This is a genomic window from Stenotrophomonas sp. ASS1, from assembly GCF_004346925.1.
In the GTDB taxonomy this organism is placed as follows: Bacteria; Pseudomonadota; Gammaproteobacteria; order Xanthomonadales; family Xanthomonadaceae; genus Stenotrophomonas; species Stenotrophomonas maltophilia_A.
Map to the genome: position 1 here is coordinate 64578 of NZ_CP031167.1, position 20857 is coordinate 85434.

A 20857-nucleotide genomic window follows, 5' to 3' on the forward strand; every position below is an offset into this window, starting at 1 on the left:
TCCTTCCGCCCGCGAGATGAGGATGCCTACCGTGAATGTCGCCGGCTTCCCGGCAGCCATTGCTGTCATGGCCAGCCTGCTGCTGCCTGCCGCGGCCTCCGCCACGGGCTGCAGCACACCGCTGCGCATCGCCTGGCCGTCCGACCGTGCTCCTTTGTCGTCCAGCGAACAGGGCGAAGCCCGGGGGCTCGGCGCGGCGTACCTGAAGCTGCTGGGCGGGCAACGGCCACTGCAGCTGTTGCCCGTGCCGGCCACCAGCGTGGACCGGGACGAGCTGCCGGCCGGCACCCAGGCGCTGCTGGGATGGCCACGCTCGCAACTGCCTGCCGGATGGGTGGTCAGCACGCCCTACCTGCAGCTGCCACAGGTGATCGTGCGCCGGGAGGATGCGCCGCCGGTGCTGGGCCTGGAAGATCTACGTGGACGCATTGTGGCCAGCCCCAGCCGGGTGCCGCTGCAGGGGCTGCTGGCCGAGCAGGCAGCGGGTGCACAGCTGCTGCCACCGGCAGCGCTGGACGATGCACTCCCGCTGCTGGGCACCGGATTGATCGATGCGGTGGTCGCCAACCTCGGCGACGTCGAGGCGGCGTTGCGCCGCTACCAGGGCGATGCACTGCTGATCGCCGCGCCGGCCGGTTTCGATGATGCCCTGGTGCTGGCGGCCACGCCCGCCTGCGCCGATGTCATCGCCGGCTTCGAACAGGCGCTGTCGCAGCTGACCGATACCGAGCGCGATCAGATCCGCGCGGCCTGGCTGCCGGACCGGCCGCGCAACGCTCCGTCATCGTCGCCCCTGCGCTGGCTGGTGCCGGCCTCGCTGATCCTGCTCGCCCTGGCGCTGGTCCATGCCTTCGGCTACTGGCGGGTCCATCGCGAGAGCGTGCGCCGCCGAGGGGTGGAGCAGCGCCTGCAGGAGGTGACCGCGAACCTGCCGGCGGTGGTCTACCAGGCGCGTCGTTCGGCGGGCGGCAACTACAGTTTTCCGCAGATCGCCGGGGACGTGCAGGCTCTGTTCGGAATCAGCGTGGAGACCGCGCGGATCGATCACCAGCGATTGTTGGCCGCGGTCCACCCGGATGACCGCAACCAGGTGATGGCCTGCGTCGAGATGGCTGCATTGGCGCGTGGCCCGATCGATGTCACCTTCCGCACCCGCTCGCCACAGGGCTGGCGATGGGTGCGCTCGCATGGGCGGCCGTTGTCCTGCGACGACAGCGACGTCGAGTGGAGCGGCTACTGGATCGACGTCAGTGAGGTGCAGTCACGTACCCGCGCGCTGGCCGAAGCGCGCCGCGAGGCCGAGCAGGCGGCACAGGCCAAGGCGCACTTCCTGGCAACGATGAGCCACGAGATCCGCACCCCGATGAGCACGCTGCTGGGCATGCTCGAACGGCTGGCGGGCAGCAGGCTGGAGCCGCGCCAGCAGCAGGTGCTGGCCACCGTCGATGATGCCGCGCGGATGCTGCGGCAGATCCTCGACGATGTACTGCACAGCCAACGCCTGGAGGGCGCACCACTGCAGCTGCGGCCCACCGACCTGGCGGCACTGGTGCGCGCGGTGCAGCAGCTGCTGATGCCGGTGGCCGCCAGCCGAGGCCTGCACCTGCAGGTGGTGCTTGATCCGGAGATGCAGCCGGGATCGCTGGCCGATGGCCTGCGCCTGCGCCAGATCCTGTTCAACCTGGCCGGCAACGCGTTGAAGTTCACCCGGCACGGCCACGTGGAACTGCAGGTGCAGGTACTGCAGCAACGCGACTGGGGCCAGCGACTGCGCCTGCAGGTAAGCGACAGCGGCGTGGGCATCAGCGAGGAGCGCCAGCAGGCGGTGTTCGCTGCCTATACCCAGGCGGAGCGCTCGACCACGCGGCGCTTCGGCGGCAGTGGGCTGGGCCTGGCGATCTGCCGTGAGCTGGCGATCTCGATGGGGGCGGAGCTGCAGCTGCGCAGCTCACCCGGGAAGGGCACCACGGTGTGGCTGGATCTGGACCTGGATGCCTGTGAGGCACCCGTGGCCGCGCCCGCGGCGGCGGGTGCGGACGAGCGACCATTGCCGGCGGCGCGCGTGCTGATGGCTGAAGACCATCCCACCAACCTGCATCTGCTGGAGCAGCACCTGTGTGCGCTCGGGCTGCAGGTCCACGCCTGTACCGATGGACGGTCGGCGCTTGAAGCATGGCAGGCGCAGCCGTTCGACCTGGTCATCACCGACTGCCACATGCCGGGCATGGATGGCTTCGCGCTGGCACGGGCGATCCGTGCCGATGCCTGCCCGGCGCGTGCGCAGGTGCCGATCATCGCGCTCACCGCCAGCGTGATGGAAAGCACCCGCGAAGCCTGTCGTGCGGCTGGCATCGACCACTTCCTGGCCAAGCCGGTGGAGCCGCACGCACTGCGGGCGCTGCTGGCGGCATTGCTGGTACCGGACTCAGTGGGCCAGTAGCCGCACGATGCTGGCGGCGGCATCGCGGCCTTCGGCCACGGCGGTCACCACCAGGTCAGCACCGCGCACCGCGTCACCACCGGCGAACAGGCGCGGATGCGCGGTCTGGAATGGCAGGCGGTCCTTGCCGCCGGCCACGATGCGGCCGTTGGACTGGCCTTCCACGCCCAGCTCGGCCAGCCACGCCGGCACGCTCGGCGAGAAGCCGAAGGCGATGATCACCACGTCCGCTTCCAGCAGCGATTCACTGCCTTCGATCGGCACGGCGTTCTGGCGGCCGTTGGCATCGGGCTCGCCCAGCCGGGTTTCGACTACGGTCACGCCGATCACTTCATCGTCGGCGCCGGCTTCGATCGACAGCGGCTGCCGGTTGAACAGGAAGCGCACGCCTTCTTCGCGGGCATTGGCCACTTCGCGCGCGCTGCCGGGCATGTTGGCTTCGTCGCGGCGATAGGCACAGGTGACCTTGGCCGCGCCCAGCCGCACCGCGCTGCGCACGCAGTCCATGCCGGTATCGCCGCCACCTAGCACCACCACGCGCTTGCCGTTGAGGTCGGGCAGGGCAATGGTGTCTTCCCAGCCGGCAATCGGCCGACCCTTCGGGTCATCGCCGCCGACGATGCGGCTGTTCTGCACCAGGAATGGCAGCGCCGGCAGCACGCCCTTCAGGTCCTGGCCGTCGAGGCCACCATCGGTGTAGCGGTAGGCGCCGGTGCCGACGAACACCGCGTCGTGGCTGTCCAGCAGCTGCTGCACGCTCAGGTCACGGCCGATCTCCACGCCGAGGCGGAACTGCACGCCCATGCCCTCCAGCACTTCGCGGCGGCGGTGGATCACGTCCTTGTCCAGCTTGAAGCTGGGAATGCCGAACTGCAGCAGGCCGCCGATCTGCTCATAGCGGTCGTAGACCACGGCGGCAATGCCAGCGCGGGCGAGGCGATCGGCGCAGGCCAGGCCGGCTGGACCGGCGCCGATCACCGCCACGCTGTGGCCGCTGGGCTGCACCGCGCCCAGGTCAGGGCGCCAGCCGCTGGCCAGCGCGGTATCGACGATGTACTTCTCCACCGCACCGATGGTGACCGCACCGAATTCCTCCAGCGTGCAGCTGCCCTCGCACAGTCGATCCTGCGGGCAGACCCGGCCGCACACTTCCGGCAGCGGGTTGGTGCTGTGGCACAGCGTGGCGGCTTCATGGATGCGGTTCTCCTGCACCAGCTGCAGCCACTGCGGAATGGCGTTGTGCACCGGGCACTTCCAGCTGCAGTAGGGGTTGCCGCAGTCCAGGCAGCGGCCGGCCTGGTACTGGGCGTCCTCCTTGCCGAACTTGCCATACAGCTCGCCCCAGTCGCCGGACGTGCGCAGTTCCACCGGAATGCGCTGCGGCATGGTGCGGGGCAGGTCGAGGAACTGGAAGGCGTGCTTGCGGCTCATGGCGGGCTCTGGAATGCGGGGGGGAACGTTGCCGGCCAGCGGCCGGCACTACGTGATCCTGGGATGCCGGCCAGCGGCCGGCACTACCGTTACGCGGCGCGTCGCAGGGTTTCGGTCAGCGACTCGATGCTGGCGGCCTTCGGTTTGACCAGCCAGAACTTGCCGATGTAGTCGCGGAACTCGTCCAGGATCTGCTGCGCCCAGATGCTGCCGGTCAGCTCGCGATGGCGGCCGATCAGGCGGTGCAGGTGCTGGCGGTAGTTCTCGAAGCCTTCGGCGGACACGCGATGGATGTCGATCAGCTCGTGGTTGTAGCGGTCGACGAAGTCGCGGTCGACGTCCAGCACGTAGGCCAGCCCGCCGGTGAAACCCGCACCGAAGTTCAGGCCGACCTTGCCCAGCACCAGCACCACGCCATCAGTCATGTACTCGCAGCAGTGGTCACCGGCGCCTTCCACCACCGCCAGCGCGCCGGAATTGCGCACGGCGAAACGTTCGCCGGCACGACCGGCAGCGAACAGTTCACCGCCGGTGGCACCGTACAGGCAGGTGTTGCCGATGATGGCGGTGCTGCGTGCCTCGAAGCGGGCGCCGCGCGGCGGACGCACCACCAGGCGGCCGCCGGCCATGCCCTTGCCCACGTAGTCGTTGGCTTCGCCTTCCACCTCCAGGTGCAGGCCACCGACGTTGAACGCGCCGAAGCTCTGCCCGGCACTGCCGCGGAAGCGCAGTTCCAGCGGTGCCTCGGCCATGCCCTGGTTGCCGTGTGCGCGTGCCACCGCACCGGCCAGGCGGGTGCCGATGCTGCGGTCGGTGTTGTGGATCAGGAAGCGGTGTTCGCCACCGCGCTTGTGTTCGATGGCCGGGGCCAGCAGGCCGTCCATCTGCGTGGCCAGGCTGTCCGGCGATTCGTACAGGCGCTGCGCGGCACAGTGACTGCCCTCGTAGCGGGCATCGGCCAGCAGGCGTGACAGGTCCACGCGCACGCCGTCGCGCGGCGCCGCCTCGATCTGCCGCAGCAGGTCGGTGCGGCCGACGATCTCTTCCAGCGAACGCGCACCCAGGTACGACAGCCAGCCACGCACTTCCTCGGCCAGCAGGCGGAAGAAATTCTCCACGCGCTCGGGCTGGCCGGTGAAGTGGTTCTCGCGCAGGCGCTCGTCCTGGGTGGCCACGCCGGTGGCGCAGTTGTTGAGGTGGCAGATGCGCAGGTACTTGCAGCCCAGCACGATCATCGGTGCGGTGCCGAAGCCGAAGCTGTCCGCGCCCAGCAGCGCGGCCTTGACTACGTCCAGGCCGGTCTTCAGGCCGCCGTCGGTCTGCAGCAGGGTGCGCCCGCGCAGGTCGTTGGCCAGCAGCGCCTGGTGCGCTTCGGCCACGCCCAGTTCCCACGGCACGCCGGCATAACGGATCGAGCTGACCGGCGAGGCGCCGGTGCCGCCGTCATGGCCGGAAATGGTGATCAGGTCCGCACCGGCCTTGACCACGCCGGCGGCGATCGTGCCCACACCGGCATGGCTGACCAGCTTCACCGACACCAGCGCGGTCGGGTTGACCTGCTTGAGGTCGTAGATCAGCTGCGCCAGGTCTTCGATCGAATAGATGTCGTGGTGCGGCGGCGGCGAGATCAGGCCGATGCCTGGACGCGCGTAGCGCAGCCGCGCGATCAGCTCGTTGACCTTGTGCCCAGGCAGCTGGCCGCCTTCGCCGGGCTTGGCGCCCTGCGCGACCTTGATCTGCAGCACTTCGGCATTGACCAGGTATTCGGCGGTGACGCCGAAGCGGCCCGAGGCCACCTGCTTGATCTTGCTGCGCTTGGCGGTGCCATAGCGGGCGGGATCCTCACCGCCTTCGCCGGAATTGCTGCGACCACCGAGGCGGTTCATGGCGATGGCCAGCGCTTCATGCGCTTCCGGAGACAGGGCGCCGAGACTGATGGCGGCGGTATCGAAGCGCGGGAACAGCTCGCTGGCCGGCGCCACGTCATCGAGTGGTGTCGGCGCAGCGGCCGGCACCAGCTGCAGCAGGTCGCGCAGTGCCGACGGCGGACGCGCGTGCACGGCATCGCAGTACTGCTGCCAGGCACGCGGATCGCCGCTGCGCGCCGCGCGCTGCAGGGTGGTCACCACGTCCGGGTTGTACATGTGGTACTCGCCGCCGTGCACGTACTTCAGCAGGCCGCCGACATCCACGTCCTGCTGCGCATCCCAGGCCTGCGCGCACAGCTCGCGTGCGTCGGCATCCAGGCGCGCGAAACCGGCACCACCGATGCGCGAAGCGGTATCCGGGAAGCACAGGTCCACGACTTCCGGTTCCAGGCCGATGATCTCGAACAGCTGCGCGCCGCGGTAGCTGGCCACGGTACAGATGCCCATCTTCGAGATGATCTTCGACAGGCCCTTGTAGACGCCCTTGCGGTAGCGGCGGCCGATCTGCGACTGCTCACCGCCCTTGCTGAGCTTGAGGATGCCGCGTCGGCCCAGATCGAACAGGGTCTGATAGGCCAGGTACGGATACACCGCGGTAGCGCCGAAGCCGAGCAGGCAGGCCATGTGGTGCGGGTCGCGCGCGGTGCCGGTCTCGACGATGAGATTCACGTCGCAGCGCAGGCCCAGCCGCGAGAGGTGATGGTGGATGGCGCTGGTGGCCAGCAGCGCATGCACCATCGGCCGTCCGGCCACCGGGTAGCGGTCAGACAGCAGCAGCATCACCATGCCGTCGCGCGCGGCCTGTTCGGCCTCGGCACAGATGCGCTCGATGCCGGCACGCAGGCCCTCGTCTTCGCTGTAGGACAGGTCGAGCAGGCGGTTGGCCTGCACGTACTGGTCCATCTTCAGCAGCTGGCGCAGCTTGCGCTGGCTGAGCACCGGCGAATTGAGGATGACGTGGTTCACCGTCTCCGGGCCGGCATGGAAGATGTTGGTCTCCTTGCCGAGCTGGGTGGACAGCGACATCGCGCAGTCTTCACGCAGCGGGTCGATCGGCGGGTTGGTGACCTGCGCGAAGGCCTGGCGGAAATAGTCGTACAGTGGACGGCTGCGCTGGCTCAGCACCGCCATCGGCGTGTCGTCGCCCATCGAACCGGTGGCTTCCTGTTCGGTCTCGGCCAGCGGCCGCAGCACCTGTTCCACTTCCTCGCTGCTGAGCTGGTAGAGCTTGTGGTAGCTGCGCAGGGTGCCTTCGTCGAAGGGTTCCTCCACCAGCGACGGGTCGATCAGTTCGGTCTGCAGGTAGGTCACGCCCTGCTGCAGCCATTGCTTGTACGGCGCGCGACCGCGGTTGATGCGATCCACCGCATCGGAGTCGAGCAGGTCGCCGCGCTTGAGGTCGATGGCGATCATCTCGCCCGGGCCGAGCTTGCCCTTGCGCACCACGCGCTCGGTCGGCACTTCCCACACACCCGCTTCGGAGGCGACCAGGAAGTGGCGGTCGGCGGTCAGCATCCAGCGCGCCGGGCGCAGGCCGTTGCGGTCGAGGGTACATACGGCGTAGCGGCTGTCGCAGGCGACGATGCCGGCCGGGCCATCCCACGGCTCGCTGTTGAGCCCATGGAACTCGTAGAAGGCGGCCAGGTCCGGATCCTTGAATTCCAGCGACTGGGTGGCCGGCGGCACCAGGATGCGCAGCGCCTGGATCAGCTCCATGCCACCGGCCACCATCAGCTCCAGCATGTTGTCCAGGCTCTGCGAGTCAGAGCCGTGCATGGAGATGACGGGGTCGAATTCACCGATATCGAAGCGCGGCGTCTTCCACACCTTGCTGCGCGCCTGCGCCCAACGCCGGTTGCCTTCGATGGTGTTGATCTCGCCGTTGTGGGCGAGCATGCGGAACGGGTGCGCCAGCGGCCAGCGCGGAAGCGTGTTGGTGGAGAAGCGCTGGTGGAACACGATCGCGCTGGAGGCCAGCTCGCGGCGCTGCAGGTCCGGGAAGAAACGGCTGAGCTTGTCCGGCAGCACCATGCCCTTGTAGCTGATCGCATCCGGGGTGAGGGTGGTGACGTAGAAGTCGGCGTGTCCGCGCAGCTGCTGTTCGCTGCGGCGACGGGCCAGGAACAGCGCCAGCGCGAAGCCGGCATCGTCCTGGCCGATGCCGGCGTCGACGAACACCTGCTCGATGCGCGGCAGCGTGTCGCGCGCCAGCTGGCCGCAGACGCTGTCATCGGTGGGCACCTCACGCCAGCCGGCGACCTTGCAGCCGACCGCTTCCACCTGCGCCTGCAGCTGCGCGCGGCAGGCCTGCGCCGCGTCGGCGTCGTGCGGCAGGAACACCAGGCCGGCGGCGAAACGCGCAGCGACCGCGATGCCGGCTTCGCTGGCCAGCAGTTTCAGGAACGCATCGGGGCGGCGCAGCAGCAGGCCGCAGCCATCGCCGGTCAGGCCATCGGCGGCGACACCGCCACGGTGGGTCATGCGCGAAAGCGCGGCGATGGCGGTATCAACCAACAGGCGCGATGGTTGATCGTCGAGCTGGGCGACCATGCCAAATCCACAGGCATCGCGCTCGGAGCGCGGGTCGTAAAGCCCTTGGCGGTTGCGGGGGGCCATCTCTACCTCGATGCGGAATGAATTGAACGGGGACACTCAAGCCCGCTCAATCCCTGGAGCGCATCGTGAGGCCACCGGATGCCTCGACTAGAGCACAGGTTGCTGCAACGCCGCAATACACGGTTGCAGGTGCAACAGAACGCGCCGGCAACCCAGTGCCGGCGCGGGGCCGGACTCAGCCGCAGCGCGCGCCGCTGACGGCGCCCTTGGCGTCCACTTCGATGTTCAGGCGGTCGCCGAGGAACTCCATCGTGGCCACGTCGTTGGGCTTGAGCACGCGCACCTGGTTGGCGCCGGCATCTTCCTGCGCCTGCTTGCCCAGCGCGTCGGTGTAGGTCTGGCCGACCAGGCTCTGCACCTGGCTGGCATCGCAGGTGCCGACCGGCGGAGCCTCGGTGGCCTTGCCGGCTTCGTCGGCCGGCGCCTTGGCGGCTTCGGCGGCCTGCTGGGCGTGGGCCGTGGCCGAATCCTGTTCATCCAGCGCCGGTGCCTGGCAGGCGGTCAGCGCCAGCACGGCCGGCAGCAACAGGGCGGAGAGCGAACGGGCGCGAATCGGGAACGACATCATGACTCCGGAAGGGGTTGTGAAGACCCGAGCATAGCGGCGAACCGGCCCTCACGTGTTTGTCTTGCGTTATCGACAGGATCGCGGCATGGCGACGGCGACACTACCGACATGCCAACCCCCTCTACTCCCGAACGACAGGCCGCACGCGCGGCCGGCCTGCGCTATGTCGACGATACCCAGCCGGGCATCAGCCGGCGCCGCGCCGGCAAGGGTTTCAGCTACCGCGATGCCGATGGTCACGCGATACGCGACGCCACCACCCTGCAACGCATCCGTGCGCTGGCGATTCCGCCGGCGTATACCGCCGTATGGATCTGCGCCCACGCCAACGGCCACCTGCAGGCCACCGGCCGCGATGCACGCGGACGCAAGCAGTACCGCTACCACGCCGACTGGGCCAAGGAGCGCGACGCCGGCAAGTTCGACCGCATCATCGCCTTTGGCGAGGCCTTGCCCACGCTGCGGCGGCGGTTGTCGCGGGATCTCAAGCGACCTGGGTTTCCGCAGGAAAAGGTGCTGGCCATGGTGGTGGCGCTGTTGGCGGACACCCTGGTGCGGGTCGGCAATGAAACCTATGCACAACAGAACCGTTCGTTCGGACTGACCACGCTGCGCAACCGCCATCTGGAGCTGCTGCGCGGCGGCCGGGTGCGCATGCGCTTCCGCGGCAAGTCCGGGCAGCTGCAGGAGGTGACCGTGGGCGACCGCAAGCTGGGACTGCTGGTGCGGCGCCTGCAGCAGCTGCCGGGGCAGGCGCTGTTCCAGTACCGCGATGACGACGGTGCGCTGCAGCCGGTGGATTCCGGCGCGGTGAACGACTACCTGCGCGAGGTGATGGGCGAGGACTTCACTGCCAAGGATTTCCGCACCTGGGGTGGCACGGTGGCGGCGGTGCAGGCGTTTGCCGCCACCGAACTGCCGGAACCGGCCAGTCAGCGCGCGCTGGCGCAGGCGCAGCGCGCGGTGGTGTGCGAAGTGGCATCGCTGCTGGGCAACACGCCGGCGGTGTGCCGCAAGGCCTACATCGACCCGTGCGTGTTCGCCGGCTGGGAGCGCGGTGAACTGGCCAAGCTGGCCGGCCTGCGTGGGCCGCGCCAGTGGGAGCAGGCCACCCTGCGCGTGCTGCGCAGGGCGCGCAGGCTCAGCCGCAGTAGATCGCGGTGATGTTGTTGGTGCGGCCCTTTTCGATGGTCAGGCGGTCGCCGCCTTCGCTGGCCGGCGGTACCCGCGGACCGTCATGGCGCAGCACCCGCACATGCAGGCTGTCGCTGTCCACGCGTGCGCGGGCCACGGTGGCATCCGAAGCGGCCAGGCCCAGTGCGCCGCGCACCATGTCGCTGTGGCACTGCCCGGAAATCACGCCGTCGATCGGCTGCACCTGGGCCATCGGTGTGCTGCTGCAGGCGGCGAGGGCGAAGCAGACGGCGGTGGTGGCGATGGCATGTTTCATGGTGGCGTTCCTTGTGTGGTTGCGTGCAGCGTGCGACGTCGCACGTGGTGGCGGAATGAATACCGTGCACATCGTGGACACGGTGCGCTCACTGCCGCCAACAGCATAGGTGGAGACACTGCAGGAGCGGCAAGGGCCGCCCCCGGTAGTGCCGGCCGCTGGCCGGCAGCCCCTTTCCCTCCCGAGGAGACCTGCATGGCCACCACCAAGAAAGCCCCCGTCCGCCGCAAAGCCTCGCCCAAGGTGCGCAAAGGCAGCACCGCAAGCAAGACTGTCGCCGCCCCCGATCGCCCGCGCGTGGTGAAGACCGCCACCCGTAAGGCGGCCGCCAGCGATCCACGCGCAGCGCGCGTCGCGGCCCGGCAGCGGCGCCTGCAGGACCAGGAGAAGGCCAAGGACGTGCGCGCGGCAAGGAAAGCCACGAAGAAGACCGCAACCCAGGCCGGCACACGCCGGCAACCGGAGTCGATGCCGGCGCAGCAGCTGGCCAAGCCAGGGCACGAACACGAACTGGAGCTGGCGCCGCGTTTCCTTGCACCGGACTACACCGGCAGCGGCAAGCTGCAGGGCATGCGTGCGATCGTCACCGGTGGCGATTCCGGCATTGGCCGTGCAGTGGCGGTGCTGTTCGCACGCGAAGGCGCCGATGTGGCGGTACTGCACCTGGACGAGGCTGAGGACGCGGACATCACCCGCCAGCACGTGGAGCGCGAAGGCGGCCGCTGCGTGGTGATCGCCGGCGACGTGCGCGATCCGCGCTTCTGCAACAAGGCGGTCAAGCAGGTGGCCAAGGCCTTCGGCGGCATCGACATCCTGGTCAACAATGCCGCGTTCCAGCTGCATTGCGAGCGGCTGGAAGACCTGGAAGACGCGCATCTGCAGGAAACCCTGCAGACCAACATCGGCGGTTACATACAGATGGCGCGCGCGGTACTGCCGCATCTGGGCGAGGGTGCCAGCATCATCAACACCGGTTCGGAAACGGGAATCTTCGGCAGCAAGGCGCTGATCGACTACTCGGCCACCAAGGGCGCCATTCATGCCTTCACCAAGGCGCTGGCCAGCCAGCTGCTGCCGCGTGGCATCCGGGTCAACTGCGTGGCACCGGGTCCGGTGTGGACGCCGCTGAACCCGGCCGACAAGCCGGCGGAGGACGTGGCGGAGTTCGGCAAGGACAGCGACATGGGGCGGCCCGCACAGCCTGAAGAACTGTCGCCGGCCTATGTATTCCTGGCCTCGCCGGTCTGTGCCAGCTACATCAGTGGGGTGATCCTGCCGGTGATGGGCGGGCCGCACGGCTGACGCACCGATTCTGCCGGAAATGGCCGTCGGCGCGGCCGATGCTTCGGTAGTGCCGGCCGCTGGCCGGCAGCCTCAGGGCACGGTCACCGCAGGCGCATGGAGATCGGCAATGCGCGGAATGAACTGCTGTGGATTGGCACCGACCAGATTGGTCAGCACCACCACCGCCACGCCGCGGTCGGGGTAGACGATGAAGGCCGATCGCGCGCCACCGATGCCGGCCACCTGCAGGTCGGGCGATGCGCGCAGCACCGGCCAGCCGCCCGCCCATGGGCCGGCACGGCCATCGGTGAGGCGCTCTGCGGTCCACATCCTCTTCCGAGCTGCATCCTGAAGCAGGCGCCCGTCGGTCAACGCGACCAGCCAGCGCGCGGTGTCATCGGCGGTGGTGAGGATGCCACCACCGGCCCACAGTGAAGGCGGTATGTCGTAGAACCAGTGCGACAGGCGCGGCGGTGCATCGGCTGCGTCGGTGGCACGCGGGGCCAGGCTGTACATCGTCGCCACATCCGGGATCAGGTCGTAGCTGTCGCCGAAGGTGGTGCGCGCCATGCGCGCGCTGCTGAACTGGCGGGTGGCGAGGAAGCGTTCGTAGGACATGCCGGATTGCTGCGCGATGATCCGTGCCAGCAGTACGTAGTTAGTCTGGTTGTAGGCGAAGCGCTGCCCGGGTACGGCTTCGACCGGCCGCGCACTGACGGCTGTCCACGCCTGCGCTTCGGAGCCACTGCCCAACAGCCCGTTCGCATCAAGGATGTCCGGAAGGCCTGAGGTATGCGCAAGCAACTGGCGTACGCGTACGTCTCGCCACGTTGCCGGAAGATCATCCAGGTAACGCGAGGCCGGCGCGTCCAGATCCAGCTGCCCCTGCTGGGCCAGCTGTGCGGCAGCCACGCCGGTGAACGCCTTGGTGGCCGAATTGAGCGGGAAGCGGGTGTCGCGCGAGGCAAGCACACCGTTCTCGACATTGGCCAGGCCATAGGCTTCGGAGAGCACGATCTGCCCTTGCTTGACCACGGCGACCTGCAGCCCGGGAATGCGCTGCTCCAGCATGATCTGGCGGATCAGGCGGCGGGTCTGGTCGTTGGCCTGGTCCTGGCTGGCGGAGATGGCGGCGAAGGGCAGGGCACTGATGAGCATGAGCACGACTCGAAACGTTGGGCGGGACATGCGGAATTCCAGCGGGGCGTTGCGGATCGGATGCAGCGGGCGGGTCAAAGGTTTAAGCGCTCGGTGGTGCCTACCGTTCGTCGGCCCATGACTTCCGGGGGGTTGACTACAGTTGTCGTCATGCTGAAAGTGGCGACACGTGTAGTCAAAGGAGTGGTGTCATGCGTGGCAAGACGATCGGGGACCAGGAACTGGCCCTGCTGCAGTACATCGATGAACATGCGCCGGCCAGTGTCGGCGAGGTCGCCAGTGGCTACGCCGAGCCCCGTGGCCTGGCCCGGTCCACCGTGCTGACGATGATGGAGCGGCTGCGGGCGAAGGGGTATCTTCGTCGCCAGCAGCAGGACGGCGTCTACCGCTACCAGGCCACGCGTGGCCCGGAAAGCGTGCTGCAGGGTGCAGTGGCCCAGTTCGTCGACAACACCCTGCAGGGCTCGGTGTCGCCGTTCGTGGCCTACCTGTCGCAGCGCCAGCAGGTCAGCGACAACGAGCTGGCCGAGCTGGAAGCGCTGGTCGCCGAACTCCAATCGCGCCGCCACGAGGGCTGAGCCATGGACACCACGATGCTGATCCCGTTGTTGGAACGGCTGGGCTGGACCAGCCTGCAGACCGTGCTGCTGGTGGCCCTGGTGTACGGCGTGTGCCGCGCACTGCCGTCGCTGTCGGCGGCCACCCGCTGCCGCCTGTGGTGGCTGGTATCGCTGCAGGCCGTGCTCGGCCTGTTCTGGAGCCAGCCGCTGCAGCTGGCCTGGCTGCCGGCACCGCAGGCGGTGGCGATGACCGCCACTGACGTTGCCGCAGATCTGGTCTACCCGCTGGCGCCGGAAGCCTCGGCGCAGCTGCTGGCGACGATGCCGGTGCCTGCAGCGGACGTGCCGGCAGTGGCGTGGTGGGCCGTTGCACTGGCTGCGCTGTGGGCATCCGGTGTGCTGCTGATGGCCCTGCGCACCTTCGGTGAGTGGCGCCGCTGCCGGGCGCTGCTGGCCGCCGCCTATCCCTGCGAGGACGAGGCGCTGGTGCAGGCGCTGCAGCTGGCCTCCGATGCCCACGGCGTACGCCCTGCGCCGCGGCTGTGGATGAGCGCGCAGGTGGACGCACCGCAGCTGGTCGGGCCGTTCCGCCCGGTGCTGCTGCTGCCGGCCGGCGACAACGCCCTGCAGGGTGATGCGCTGGACCTGGCACTGACTCACGAACTGCAACACCTGCAGCGGCGTGACCTGCAGTGGGGCCTGCTGCCCGCACTGGCCCAGCACCTGTTCTTCTTCCACCCGCTGCTGCGCCTGTCGGTGCGCGAATACGCACAGGCCCGCGAGGAAGCGGTGGATGCGGCCGTGGTCGGCCAGCATGGCGCGAGCCGCCAGGCTTATGGCCGCCTGCTGCTGCAGCTGGGCGTGGCCCCGCAGCCGCACCTGGGTGTGGCCAGTGCCGCACCGAGCGCCACCAGCCTCAAGCGTCGCCTGCTCTCGCTGCAGTCGCGCCGGTCTTGCCCGCGCATCCTGGCGATGGCGTTGACCGCTGTGGTGGTGCTGGTGGGCGTGGCGCCGATGCGACTGGTCGCTGCGCCGGTGCCGCCGGCACCGCCCGCGCCGCCGGCCGCACCGAAGGCCGTGGTGCCGCCGCCGCCGAAGGCTCCGAACGCGCCGCCCGCAGCGCCTTCGGCCGCGCGCGTTCCGGCCGTGCCGGTGGCGCCCGCGCCGCCTGCCGAGCCGGCCGATGTCGAGGCGCTGTCAGGCCCGGACGATGCCGATGTGGCGGTCGACGTGGATGTCGATGTGGATACCGACATGCACAGTGAGCATTCGACTTCCCACACCACCTCCATCACCACCTACGGGCGCCTGGATCTCGGCAAGTCGCCGTTGCAGGCCTACGTGCTGGTCGATGGTGATTCGACCTTCGCCAATGGCGGCATCGACGATGTAACGGTGGCCCGCAGGCAGCTCGGCAAGGGGCCGGCGCTGTGGTTCCGCCAGGGCGACAAGCGCTATGTGGTGCGCGACCCGATGCTGATCCAGACCCTGCAGCGCGCCTACAGCGGCGCCGTAGACCTCGGCCGCCAGCAGAGCGAACTGGGCCGCCAGCAGAGTGTGCTGGGTCGCCAGCAGGGCGAACTCGGCAGGCAGATGGGCGAGATGGGCCGCCTGCAGGGCGAGGAGTCACGCCGTCTTGCGCTGGCCGCCGCTGAGGTAGCGCGCAGCGCGATGGCCGCCCACGACATCAACCGTGAGGCCGCCGCAGAAGCCGCGAAGGCGGCGCGTGGTGCGACCAGCGATATGGCCGTTGCACGTGAGGCTGCACGCGAGGCCGCCGCTGAGGCACGTCGTGCAATGCAGGAAGCCCGCAGCGAGGCCGCGCAATCCGGCCGCACCCGTGACATGCAGCGCCTGGCCAGCCAGCAGTCTGAACTGGCCAGCCGACAGGCGGCACTGGGCAGCCAACAGGCCGCGTTGGGCGAGGGTCAGGCACGCGTGCATGCGCAGGCATCGCAGCAGGCACAGCAGGTGATCGCGCGCGCACTGGCCAGCGGCAAGGCCGAGCGACTCTGAGCGGTAGTGCCGGCCGCTGGCCGGCAATGTGGGGTGCCGGCCAGCGGTCGGCACTTCCCTGGGAACATCAACCGCAGCTGGCGCGCTCGATGCGGTTCTGCGCATCCACCTGCACGGTCACGCGGTCCTGGCGGAAGTCCATGGTCACCGCCATGCCCGGCTTGACCACCCGTGCACCGCGCGCGCCGCTGTCAGCCACCAGTTTCTTGATCGTGGCTTCGTCGGCGGTCTTGCCGGTGAAGGCTTCCAGCGCCTCCGGCCTGCATTCGTGCGCGGTATCGGCCACGGGCGCCGGCGCGGGATCGTGGGTGGTGCTGCTGCCGGCGTGACTGCAGGCGGCCAAGGGCAGGATGGCGAGCAGGACCAGGGGGCTGAGGCGCATCGTCGGTCTCCAGGCGTGGATGGTGGCGGCAGTGTCACCGCTGCCACCGTCAGGCTGCGTCAACGCCTACTGCCCGACCAGCGCCAGGGTTTCGCGCTCACGTTGTTCTTCCCGTACCAGCCGCTGCAGCAGCAGGGCCAAGGTCACCACGTCCTGGTGGTTGTGGTCGGCCACCCGGCGCAGGTTCACCGCGTCGCCGCCGCGCAGGAAGCGCAGCCATGCGCCCGGCGCTTCAGAACCGGGCAGGTCGTCCTCGCGCACCACGCGCAGCAGCTGGCGCTCGATGGTGGACAGCTTGCAGTTCTCCCACGTGCCGCGATAGCGGCGACGGGTCGGATAGAGCAGGTCGACGTGATCCAGCGCGCTGATCGGGCAACGCTGGCGGGCCAACCGGTAGCGCGCCTTCAGCAGCGGCGCATCGTAGCTGCGGCCGTTGTAGCTGCAGAACACGGTGGACGGCTGCAGCCAGCGGGCGAAGGTGGCCAGCATCGCATCCTCGGCGGCCATCGTCGCCATCAACAATTGGCGGATGCGCAGGCCTTCGCCGCGTTGCGGGCACACATGCCAGTCGGCGGCCCCGATCATGAAGGCGCGGGTGCCGGTGCCGCCGGCCAGGCCGGTGGTCTCGGTATCGAAGAACAGCAGGTCGAGCGGGGATACGTGTTCGCCTTCGCGGCGGGCGAAATCCAGTGACAGCGGCTGTGCCGGAATGGGCTGCGGCTGCAGCGATTCGATCAGGAACAGGCCCGGTGCGATTTCCTCGCCGGGCAGCTGGCGATCCTGCGCGCTGGCGCGTGCCGGCGCGGCTCCACCCCGCGAACGCAGGCCGAGCAGGCGATGCAGGCTGCCCACTTCCGGCCGACGCAGCGGTGCGGGTGCCGGTGCGGAGGCCGCAGCGCCGGTCGGCTTGTGGCGGATTTCCTGTTCGACCCAGGCGAACACCGAACGCTCGGCCGGTGGTTGCCGCGCATCGTTGGCGGCCACCGGTGCCGCAGGTGCCGCGGGCGGCGGCTCGGGCGCAGCCGGCGTGACTGCCTTCGGGTCACCGGCCTGCTTCCGCAGCAGGCGCAGCTTGTCCAGGCTCAGGCTCACGGTGCCAGCAGCTCCATCGGATCGCGCGTGGTCACCACCACGTCGGGCACGTGCCGGCAGGCCTCGCCATCGAACAGGTCCAGCACGCGCAGCGCCAGCGCACGCGGCGAGGTGTCATCCTCTTCCTGCGCGGCCAGCACCGGGCCCACGCAGGCCGGGCAGCCGGCCTTGCAGTCGCAGCGCTGCACCAGTTCGCGCGCGCGCTGCACCAGCTCGGCCTGGCGCTGCCACAGCGGTTCGCTCAGGCCGACGCCGCCGGGGAAGTTGTCGTACAGATACACGGTGGGTACGAACTCCTGCAGCAGTTCCACCACACCAGGATCACCTTCGCTGCCGCGCAGCTGGCCGCGGCCGCTCTGGTCGGCGATCGCGAACCAGGAACCATCGCCGTTGCCGACCGACTTCTGCAGGTCACGCGCATCGGCCATCACCGCTACGGTGGCGACGATGTGCAGCGCATACGCGGCGCCGAGGAAGCCATCCAGCGCATCCTGCTTGCTGGCGAACGCGCGCAGCAGCAGCGCCTGCGGCAGCTGCCACCACACCGCAGTGGTGTGCAGTTCCTGGTCGGGCAGGTTCACCGGGCCGTAGCCGATGTTCTCGTGGGTGTAGTAGCGGATCTTCTTGTAGCCAGCCACGCGGCGTACCACGTGCACTTCGCCATGATGCGAATCACCACGGCCGGCCACGCCGCCGTCGAAGCGGTCCAGTACCTTGAGCTTGGTGAAGTCGATGCTGTCGGTGTAGTAATCCACATGCGTGCGGGTGACATAGGCCTTGCGGCCGTCCCAGTCGAGCGTCTCCACCTGGTAGGGCGTGGACTGCACCATGTGGATGGCACCTTCATACAGGGTGAGTGCGGCAGCGGAATAGTCGACCTCGGCGATGATCTGCTGGCGGCCATCGCTGCGATCGACCACCACGAAGTTGCCGTCGGCCACCGCGCGCAAGCTGACCGCGTTGGCCGGATAGCTGTCGGCAATCCATTCCCAGCGTTCGCCTTCGCGATGGATCACCTCGGTTTCGGCCAGCGCTTCCAGGAACACTTCCGGGTCGATCGGGCCGAAGCCATCGCCGACCCGGAACGGCAGCTCGAAGGCTGCGCAGCGGATGTGGTCGAACAGGATCAGTGGCTGGTCCGGCGCGATGCGCGCGTGCTCGGGCGAAGCCTCGGCGAAGAAGTCCGGATGCCGCACCACGTACTGGTCCAGCGGCTGCGAGCTGGCCACCATCACCCCCAGTGCGGGCTGCTGGCGGCGGCCGGCGCGGCCGAAGCGCTGCCAGGTGGCGGCCACGCTGCCGGGGTAGCCGTTGAGGATGACCACGTCCAGGCTGCCGATATCCACGCCCAGCTCCAGCGCCGAGGTGCTGACGATGCCGTCGATGTTGCCGGCGCGCATCGCACGCTCGGTCTCGCGGCGCTCGGTGGGCAGGTAGCCGCCACGGTAGGCGCGGATGCGCGGCGGCTTGCGCGGGTCGTGGTCGAAGATGTCCTTCAGGTACTTGGTCAGCACCTCGACCATCAAGCGGGTCTGCGCGAACACCAGGGTCTTCAGCCCGGACTTGATCGCGATGCGCGCGATGCGGTTGCTCTGCGAGCGTGCCGAGGCGCGCAGGCCCAGGTCCGGATTGATCACCGGCGGGTTCCACAGCAGCACCTGCTTGGGTCCGCTGGGCGCGCCGGATTCGGTGATGGCGGTGACCGGTGCCTCGATCAGCGCCTCGGCATGCGCCTGCGGGTTGCCGATGGTGGCCGAGCACAGGATGAACTGCGGTTGCACGCCGTAGAACGCGCAGATGCGCTTGAGCCGGCGCAGCACGTTGGTGACGTGGCTGCCGAACACGCCACGATAGGTGTGCACTTCGTCGATGACGATGTAGCGCAGGTTCTCGAAGAACTGCGCCCACTTGGTGTGATGCGGCAGGATCGCCTGGTGCAGCATGTCCGGGTTGGACACCACGATGTCGCCGTGCAGGCGGATGGCCTGGCGCGCATCGCCGGGAGTGTCGCCATCGAAGGTGAAGGCCTTTACGCCCAGATCGCCGGCGCGGTTGAGTTCCAGCAGCTCGGCTACCTGGTCCTGGGCCAGTGCCTTGGTCGGGAACAGGTACAGCGCCTTGGCCTTGTCCTGCATCGCCGCGCTGACCACCGGCAGGGTGTAGCACAGCGACTTGCCGCTGGCGGTGGGGGTGACGATGGCCACGTGCTCGCCGCGCTGGCTGGCCTCCCACGCTTGGGCCTGGTGGCTGTAGAGCTGTTCGATGCCGCGCGACTTCAGGGCGGCGGCCAGGGCCGGTGGCACCGAACCGGGAATGGGCGCGTAGCGGCCCTCGCGGCCGGGAATGGCGAAGCTGCCGGTGATGCGGTCCTGGTAGCGGCGCTGCAGGCGCGCACTGAGCAGGGCGCCATCGCGGGCGGGCAGGCCGTCGCGGGTGGCGAGCTTCTGCTCGGCATCGGCGGTGCGCTTGGCGAGTTCGTAAGCCATGGAAAGTGGAGCCGGGACGGATTGCGAGGGGTCACATGGCACCACACTCACGTCTCAGGATGTGAGACACCGCACACCAAGGGCATGAACCGTTCAGTGCTCGCGTCCCGTGGCGTCGCCGCATCTCCCCTGGCTGAACAGCTGCCCGTGCAGCAACGAAATCTGAAGCCGGCATCCGTATCCTTGGGTGCTGGACGCAACCAACAGGGTGGATGGCTGTGGCACGACGTGGAACGCAGGGAGCCGTCCTGGCCAGCATGCTGCTGGCCGGTATCGCGCAGGCGCAGCAGGCCACGCCGGTAGCGGTGCCCGACCCAGCGCCCGAACCTCCTGCAGATGCGCCGGCGGCAACCACCGCGCCGATCTCCACCACCCTGCCGCAGGACAACGTCACCACCCTTGGCGAAGTGCGTGCGCTCAAGCCCGAAGACGAGCCGCTGGATCTGTACCGTTTCAAGAACCCGGTGAAGTTTGGCGACAACCGCTTCAGTCGCGACTGGAGCGAACCGCCGTCGCCGGAGCAGGTCAGCATGGGCGGTGGCTACATCATGATGGGCGTGGTCAAGGGTGTGATGGCGGCGGCCAAGGGGATCAACAAACTCACCGGCGGACCGGCGCAGATCCAGGCCGCCGTGGCGCGGCCACCGCCGGAGCTCAGTGCCGAACAGCAGCAGCGTGCGCTGCGGTTCTCCCAGGAGCAGGATGCCGGCGATGCACCGCCGGTGAAGTAGGCCGGTATATCCTGCCGGCTCCCCACCGCTAGTGCTGCCATGTTCCTGCGTTCGATCTGCCTGCTGGCCGCATTGCTGCCGGCGTCCGCCTTCGCCGATGGCATCGCCGATGATGGCGCCTGCCGCAATGGCGCGTTTCCCTCTGAACAGAGCCGGTTCGCTCTGGCGCGGGTGGTCGATGCGCCCCGTCTGTACCTGCTTGGCGACATGGACGGCTGCCCGGCGAAGGGCGAACCGGCCTGCCGACAGCGCAGCTATGTGGTCAATGGCGATACCGTGGTGACCGGGCGTGATCTTGGCCGCTACCGCTGCGCGTTCTTCCCGAACAAGGTGGGTGGCAGTGCTGGCTGGGTGGACCGCAGCAAGCTGCAGGCGTTGCCGGTGGTCGTGCCGTCGCTGCAGGATTGGGCGGGCCACTGGAAGGACGGCGACAACGGCCTGCGCATCACCGTGCAGGGCGGGCAGCTGCATGTGGAGGGTGACGCCTACTGGCCCTCCGCCAACCCCACGCCGGAGCAGCGTCCCTACGGGCCGAACATGGGCCAGGTGGAAGCGCGCGCGGCGCCGCGTGGTGCCGATGTCGAGTTTGTAGAGGACACCTGCAAGGTGCGCGTGCATTCGCTGGGGGAGGTGCTGATCGTGGCCGACAACAGCGAATGCGGTGGCATGAACGTGCGCTTCAACGGCGTGTACCGGCGCGCCGGTTCGCGTTGAC

The 20857-nt window shown here is 68.9% G+C and carries 15 protein-coding genes; 7 read left to right on the forward strand and 8 right to left on the reverse strand.

Going from position 1 to position 20857, the window contains the following annotated elements; translation table 11 throughout:
* Window positions 1-31 precede the first annotated feature (31 nt).
* The gene (locus tag MG068_RS00290) at window positions 32-2440 is read left to right on the forward strand and encodes an ATP-binding protein (RefSeq protein ID WP_132811089.1); all 2409 of its coding nucleotides are present in this window, start codon (window positions 32-34) and stop codon (window positions 2438-2440) included.
* Here MG068_RS00290 and MG068_RS00295 read toward each other — a convergent pair.
* The 3 genes from MG068_RS00295 to MG068_RS00305 form a co-directional block, all read right to left on the reverse strand.
* Window positions 2426-3871 (reverse strand): FAD-dependent oxidoreductase, encoded by a 1446-nt coding sequence (locus MG068_RS00295; RefSeq protein ID WP_014035469.1) that lies wholly within the window; start codon window positions 3869-3871, stop codon window positions 2426-2428. The two genes, MG068_RS00290 and MG068_RS00295, sit on opposite strands and share 15 nt — an antisense overlap.
* Before the next feature lie 89 nt (window positions 3872-3960).
* On the reverse strand, window positions 3961-8415 hold the full coding sequence (gene gltB, locus MG068_RS00300) for a glutamate synthase large subunit (protein WP_132808698.1): 4455 nt from the start codon (window positions 8413-8415) through the stop codon (window positions 3961-3963).
* A gap of 175 nt (window positions 8416-8590) precedes the next feature.
* Window positions 8591-8980, reverse strand: a complete 390-nt coding sequence (locus tag MG068_RS00305; protein WP_004133799.1) for an I78 family peptidase inhibitor — start codon at window positions 8978-8980, stop codon at window positions 8591-8593.
* Window positions 8981-9091: 111 nt separating this feature from the next.
* On the opposite strand from MG068_RS00305, the gene MG068_RS00310 reads away from it, so the two are divergent.
* Window positions 9092-10147, forward strand: coding sequence for a DNA topoisomerase IB (locus MG068_RS00310; protein ID WP_110710662.1), 1056 nt, complete (start codon window positions 9092-9094; stop codon window positions 10145-10147).
* Here MG068_RS00310 and MG068_RS00315 read toward each other — a convergent pair.
* Window positions 10125-10433, reverse strand: a complete 309-nt coding sequence (locus MG068_RS00315) for a hypothetical protein (protein ID WP_004153470.1) — start codon at window positions 10431-10433, stop codon at window positions 10125-10127. The genes MG068_RS00310 and MG068_RS00315 overlap by 23 nt on opposite strands.
* 195 nt (window positions 10434-10628) lie before the next feature.
* Between MG068_RS00315 and MG068_RS00320 the strand changes: the two genes are divergently transcribed.
* A complete protein-coding gene (locus MG068_RS00320; protein WP_132808700.1) occupies window positions 10629-11735 on the forward strand; it encodes an SDR family oxidoreductase in 1107 nt (368 codons plus the stop codon).
* A gap of 72 nt (window positions 11736-11807) precedes the next feature.
* Here the strand turns inward: MG068_RS00320 and MG068_RS00325 are convergent, their stop codons facing one another.
* The gene (locus MG068_RS00325) at window positions 11808-12875 is read right to left on the reverse strand and encodes a serine hydrolase domain-containing protein (RefSeq protein ID WP_132808702.1); all 1068 of its coding nucleotides are present in this window, start codon (window positions 12873-12875) and stop codon (window positions 11808-11810) included.
* 191 nt (window positions 12876-13066) lie between these two features.
* Between MG068_RS00325 and MG068_RS00330 the strand changes: the two genes are divergently transcribed.
* Both MG068_RS00330 and MG068_RS00335 read left to right on the forward strand, forming a co-directional pair.
* On the forward strand, window positions 13067-13453 hold the full coding sequence (locus MG068_RS00330; RefSeq protein ID WP_107432569.1) for a BlaI/MecI/CopY family transcriptional regulator: 387 nt from the start codon (window positions 13067-13069) through the stop codon (window positions 13451-13453).
* Between the two features lie 3 nt (window positions 13454-13456).
* The gene (locus tag MG068_RS00335; RefSeq protein ID WP_132808704.1) at window positions 13457-15451 is read left to right on the forward strand and encodes a M56 family metallopeptidase; all 1995 of its coding nucleotides are present in this window, start codon (window positions 13457-13459) and stop codon (window positions 15449-15451) included.
* A gap of 67 nt (window positions 15452-15518) precedes the next feature.
* On the opposite strand, the gene MG068_RS00340 is transcribed toward MG068_RS00335, so the two are convergent.
* The 3 genes from MG068_RS00340 to MG068_RS00350 all read right to left on the reverse strand — a co-directional run bounded on the left by MG068_RS00340 (window position 15519) and on the right by MG068_RS00350 (window position 19411).
* Window positions 15519-15833, reverse strand: a complete 315-nt coding sequence (locus tag MG068_RS00340) for an I78 family peptidase inhibitor (RefSeq protein ID WP_071228629.1) — start codon at window positions 15831-15833, stop codon at window positions 15519-15521.
* A gap of 66 nt (window positions 15834-15899) precedes the next feature.
* On the reverse strand, window positions 15900-16985 hold the full coding sequence (locus MG068_RS00345) for a ribonuclease H-like domain-containing protein (RefSeq protein WP_489686047.1): 1086 nt from the start codon (window positions 16983-16985) through the stop codon (window positions 15900-15902).
* Entirely contained in the window at window positions 16922-19411 is a 2490-nt protein-coding gene (locus MG068_RS00350) for a DEAD/DEAH box helicase (protein WP_132808708.1), read from the reverse strand. Before MG068_RS00350 ends, MG068_RS00345 begins: the two co-directional genes overlap by 64 nt.
* A 212-nt stretch (window positions 19412-19623) precedes the next feature.
* Between MG068_RS00350 and MG068_RS00355 the strand changes: the two genes are divergently transcribed.
* Both MG068_RS00355 and MG068_RS00360 read left to right on the forward strand, forming a co-directional pair.
* Window positions 19624-20142 carry a hypothetical protein gene (locus MG068_RS00355; protein ID WP_012509660.1) on the forward strand — a complete coding sequence of 173 codons (519 nt, stop codon included), beginning with the start codon at window positions 19624-19626 and terminating at the stop codon, window positions 20140-20142.
* A gap of 39 nt (window positions 20143-20181) precedes the next feature.
* On the forward strand, window positions 20182-20856 hold the full coding sequence (locus MG068_RS00360; RefSeq protein ID WP_049398582.1) for a hypothetical protein: 675 nt from the start codon (window positions 20182-20184) through the stop codon (window positions 20854-20856).
* Window position 20857: the final 1 nt, after the last annotated feature.

Coding starts and splice junctions, on each gene's coding strand:
- gltB (WP_132808698.1), bottom strand. CDS start 8,415: ATGGCCCCCCGCAACCGCCAAGGGCTTTACGACCCGCGCTCCGAGCGC.
- MG068_RS00315 (WP_004153470.1), bottom strand. CDS start 10,433: ATGAAACATGCCATCGCCACCACCGCCGTCTGCTTCGCCCTCGCCGCC.
- MG068_RS00350 (WP_132808708.1), bottom strand. CDS start 19,411: ATGGCTTACGAACTCGCCAAGCGCACCGCCGATGCCGAGCAGAAGCTC.
- MG068_RS00295 (WP_014035469.1), bottom strand. CDS start 3,871: ATGAGCCGCAAGCACGCCTTCCAGTTCCTCGACCTGCCCCGCACCATG.
- MG068_RS00305 (WP_004133799.1), bottom strand. CDS start 8,980: ATGTCGTTCCCGATTCGCGCCCGTTCGCTCTCCGCCCTGTTGCTGCCG.
- MG068_RS00355 (WP_012509660.1), top strand. CDS start 19,624: ATGGCTGTGGCACGACGTGGAACGCAGGGAGCCGTCCTGGCCAGCATG.
- MG068_RS00335 (WP_132808704.1), top strand. CDS start 13,457: ATGGACACCACGATGCTGATCCCGTTGTTGGAACGGCTGGGCTGGACC.
- MG068_RS00320 (WP_132808700.1), top strand. CDS start 10,629: ATGGCCACCACCAAGAAAGCCCCCGTCCGCCGCAAAGCCTCGCCCAAG.
- MG068_RS00310 (WP_110710662.1), top strand. CDS start 9,092: ATGCCAACCCCCTCTACTCCCGAACGACAGGCCGCACGCGCGGCCGGC.
- MG068_RS00325 (WP_132808702.1), bottom strand. CDS start 12,875: ATGCTCATCAGTGCCCTGCCCTTCGCCGCCATCTCCGCCAGCCAGGAC.
- MG068_RS00360 (WP_049398582.1), top strand. CDS start 20,182: ATGTTCCTGCGTTCGATCTGCCTGCTGGCCGCATTGCTGCCGGCGTCC.
- MG068_RS00330 (WP_107432569.1), top strand. CDS start 13,067: ATGCGTGGCAAGACGATCGGGGACCAGGAACTGGCCCTGCTGCAGTAC.
- MG068_RS00340 (WP_071228629.1), bottom strand. CDS start 15,833: ATGCGCCTCAGCCCCCTGGTCCTGCTCGCCATCCTGCCCTTGGCCGCC.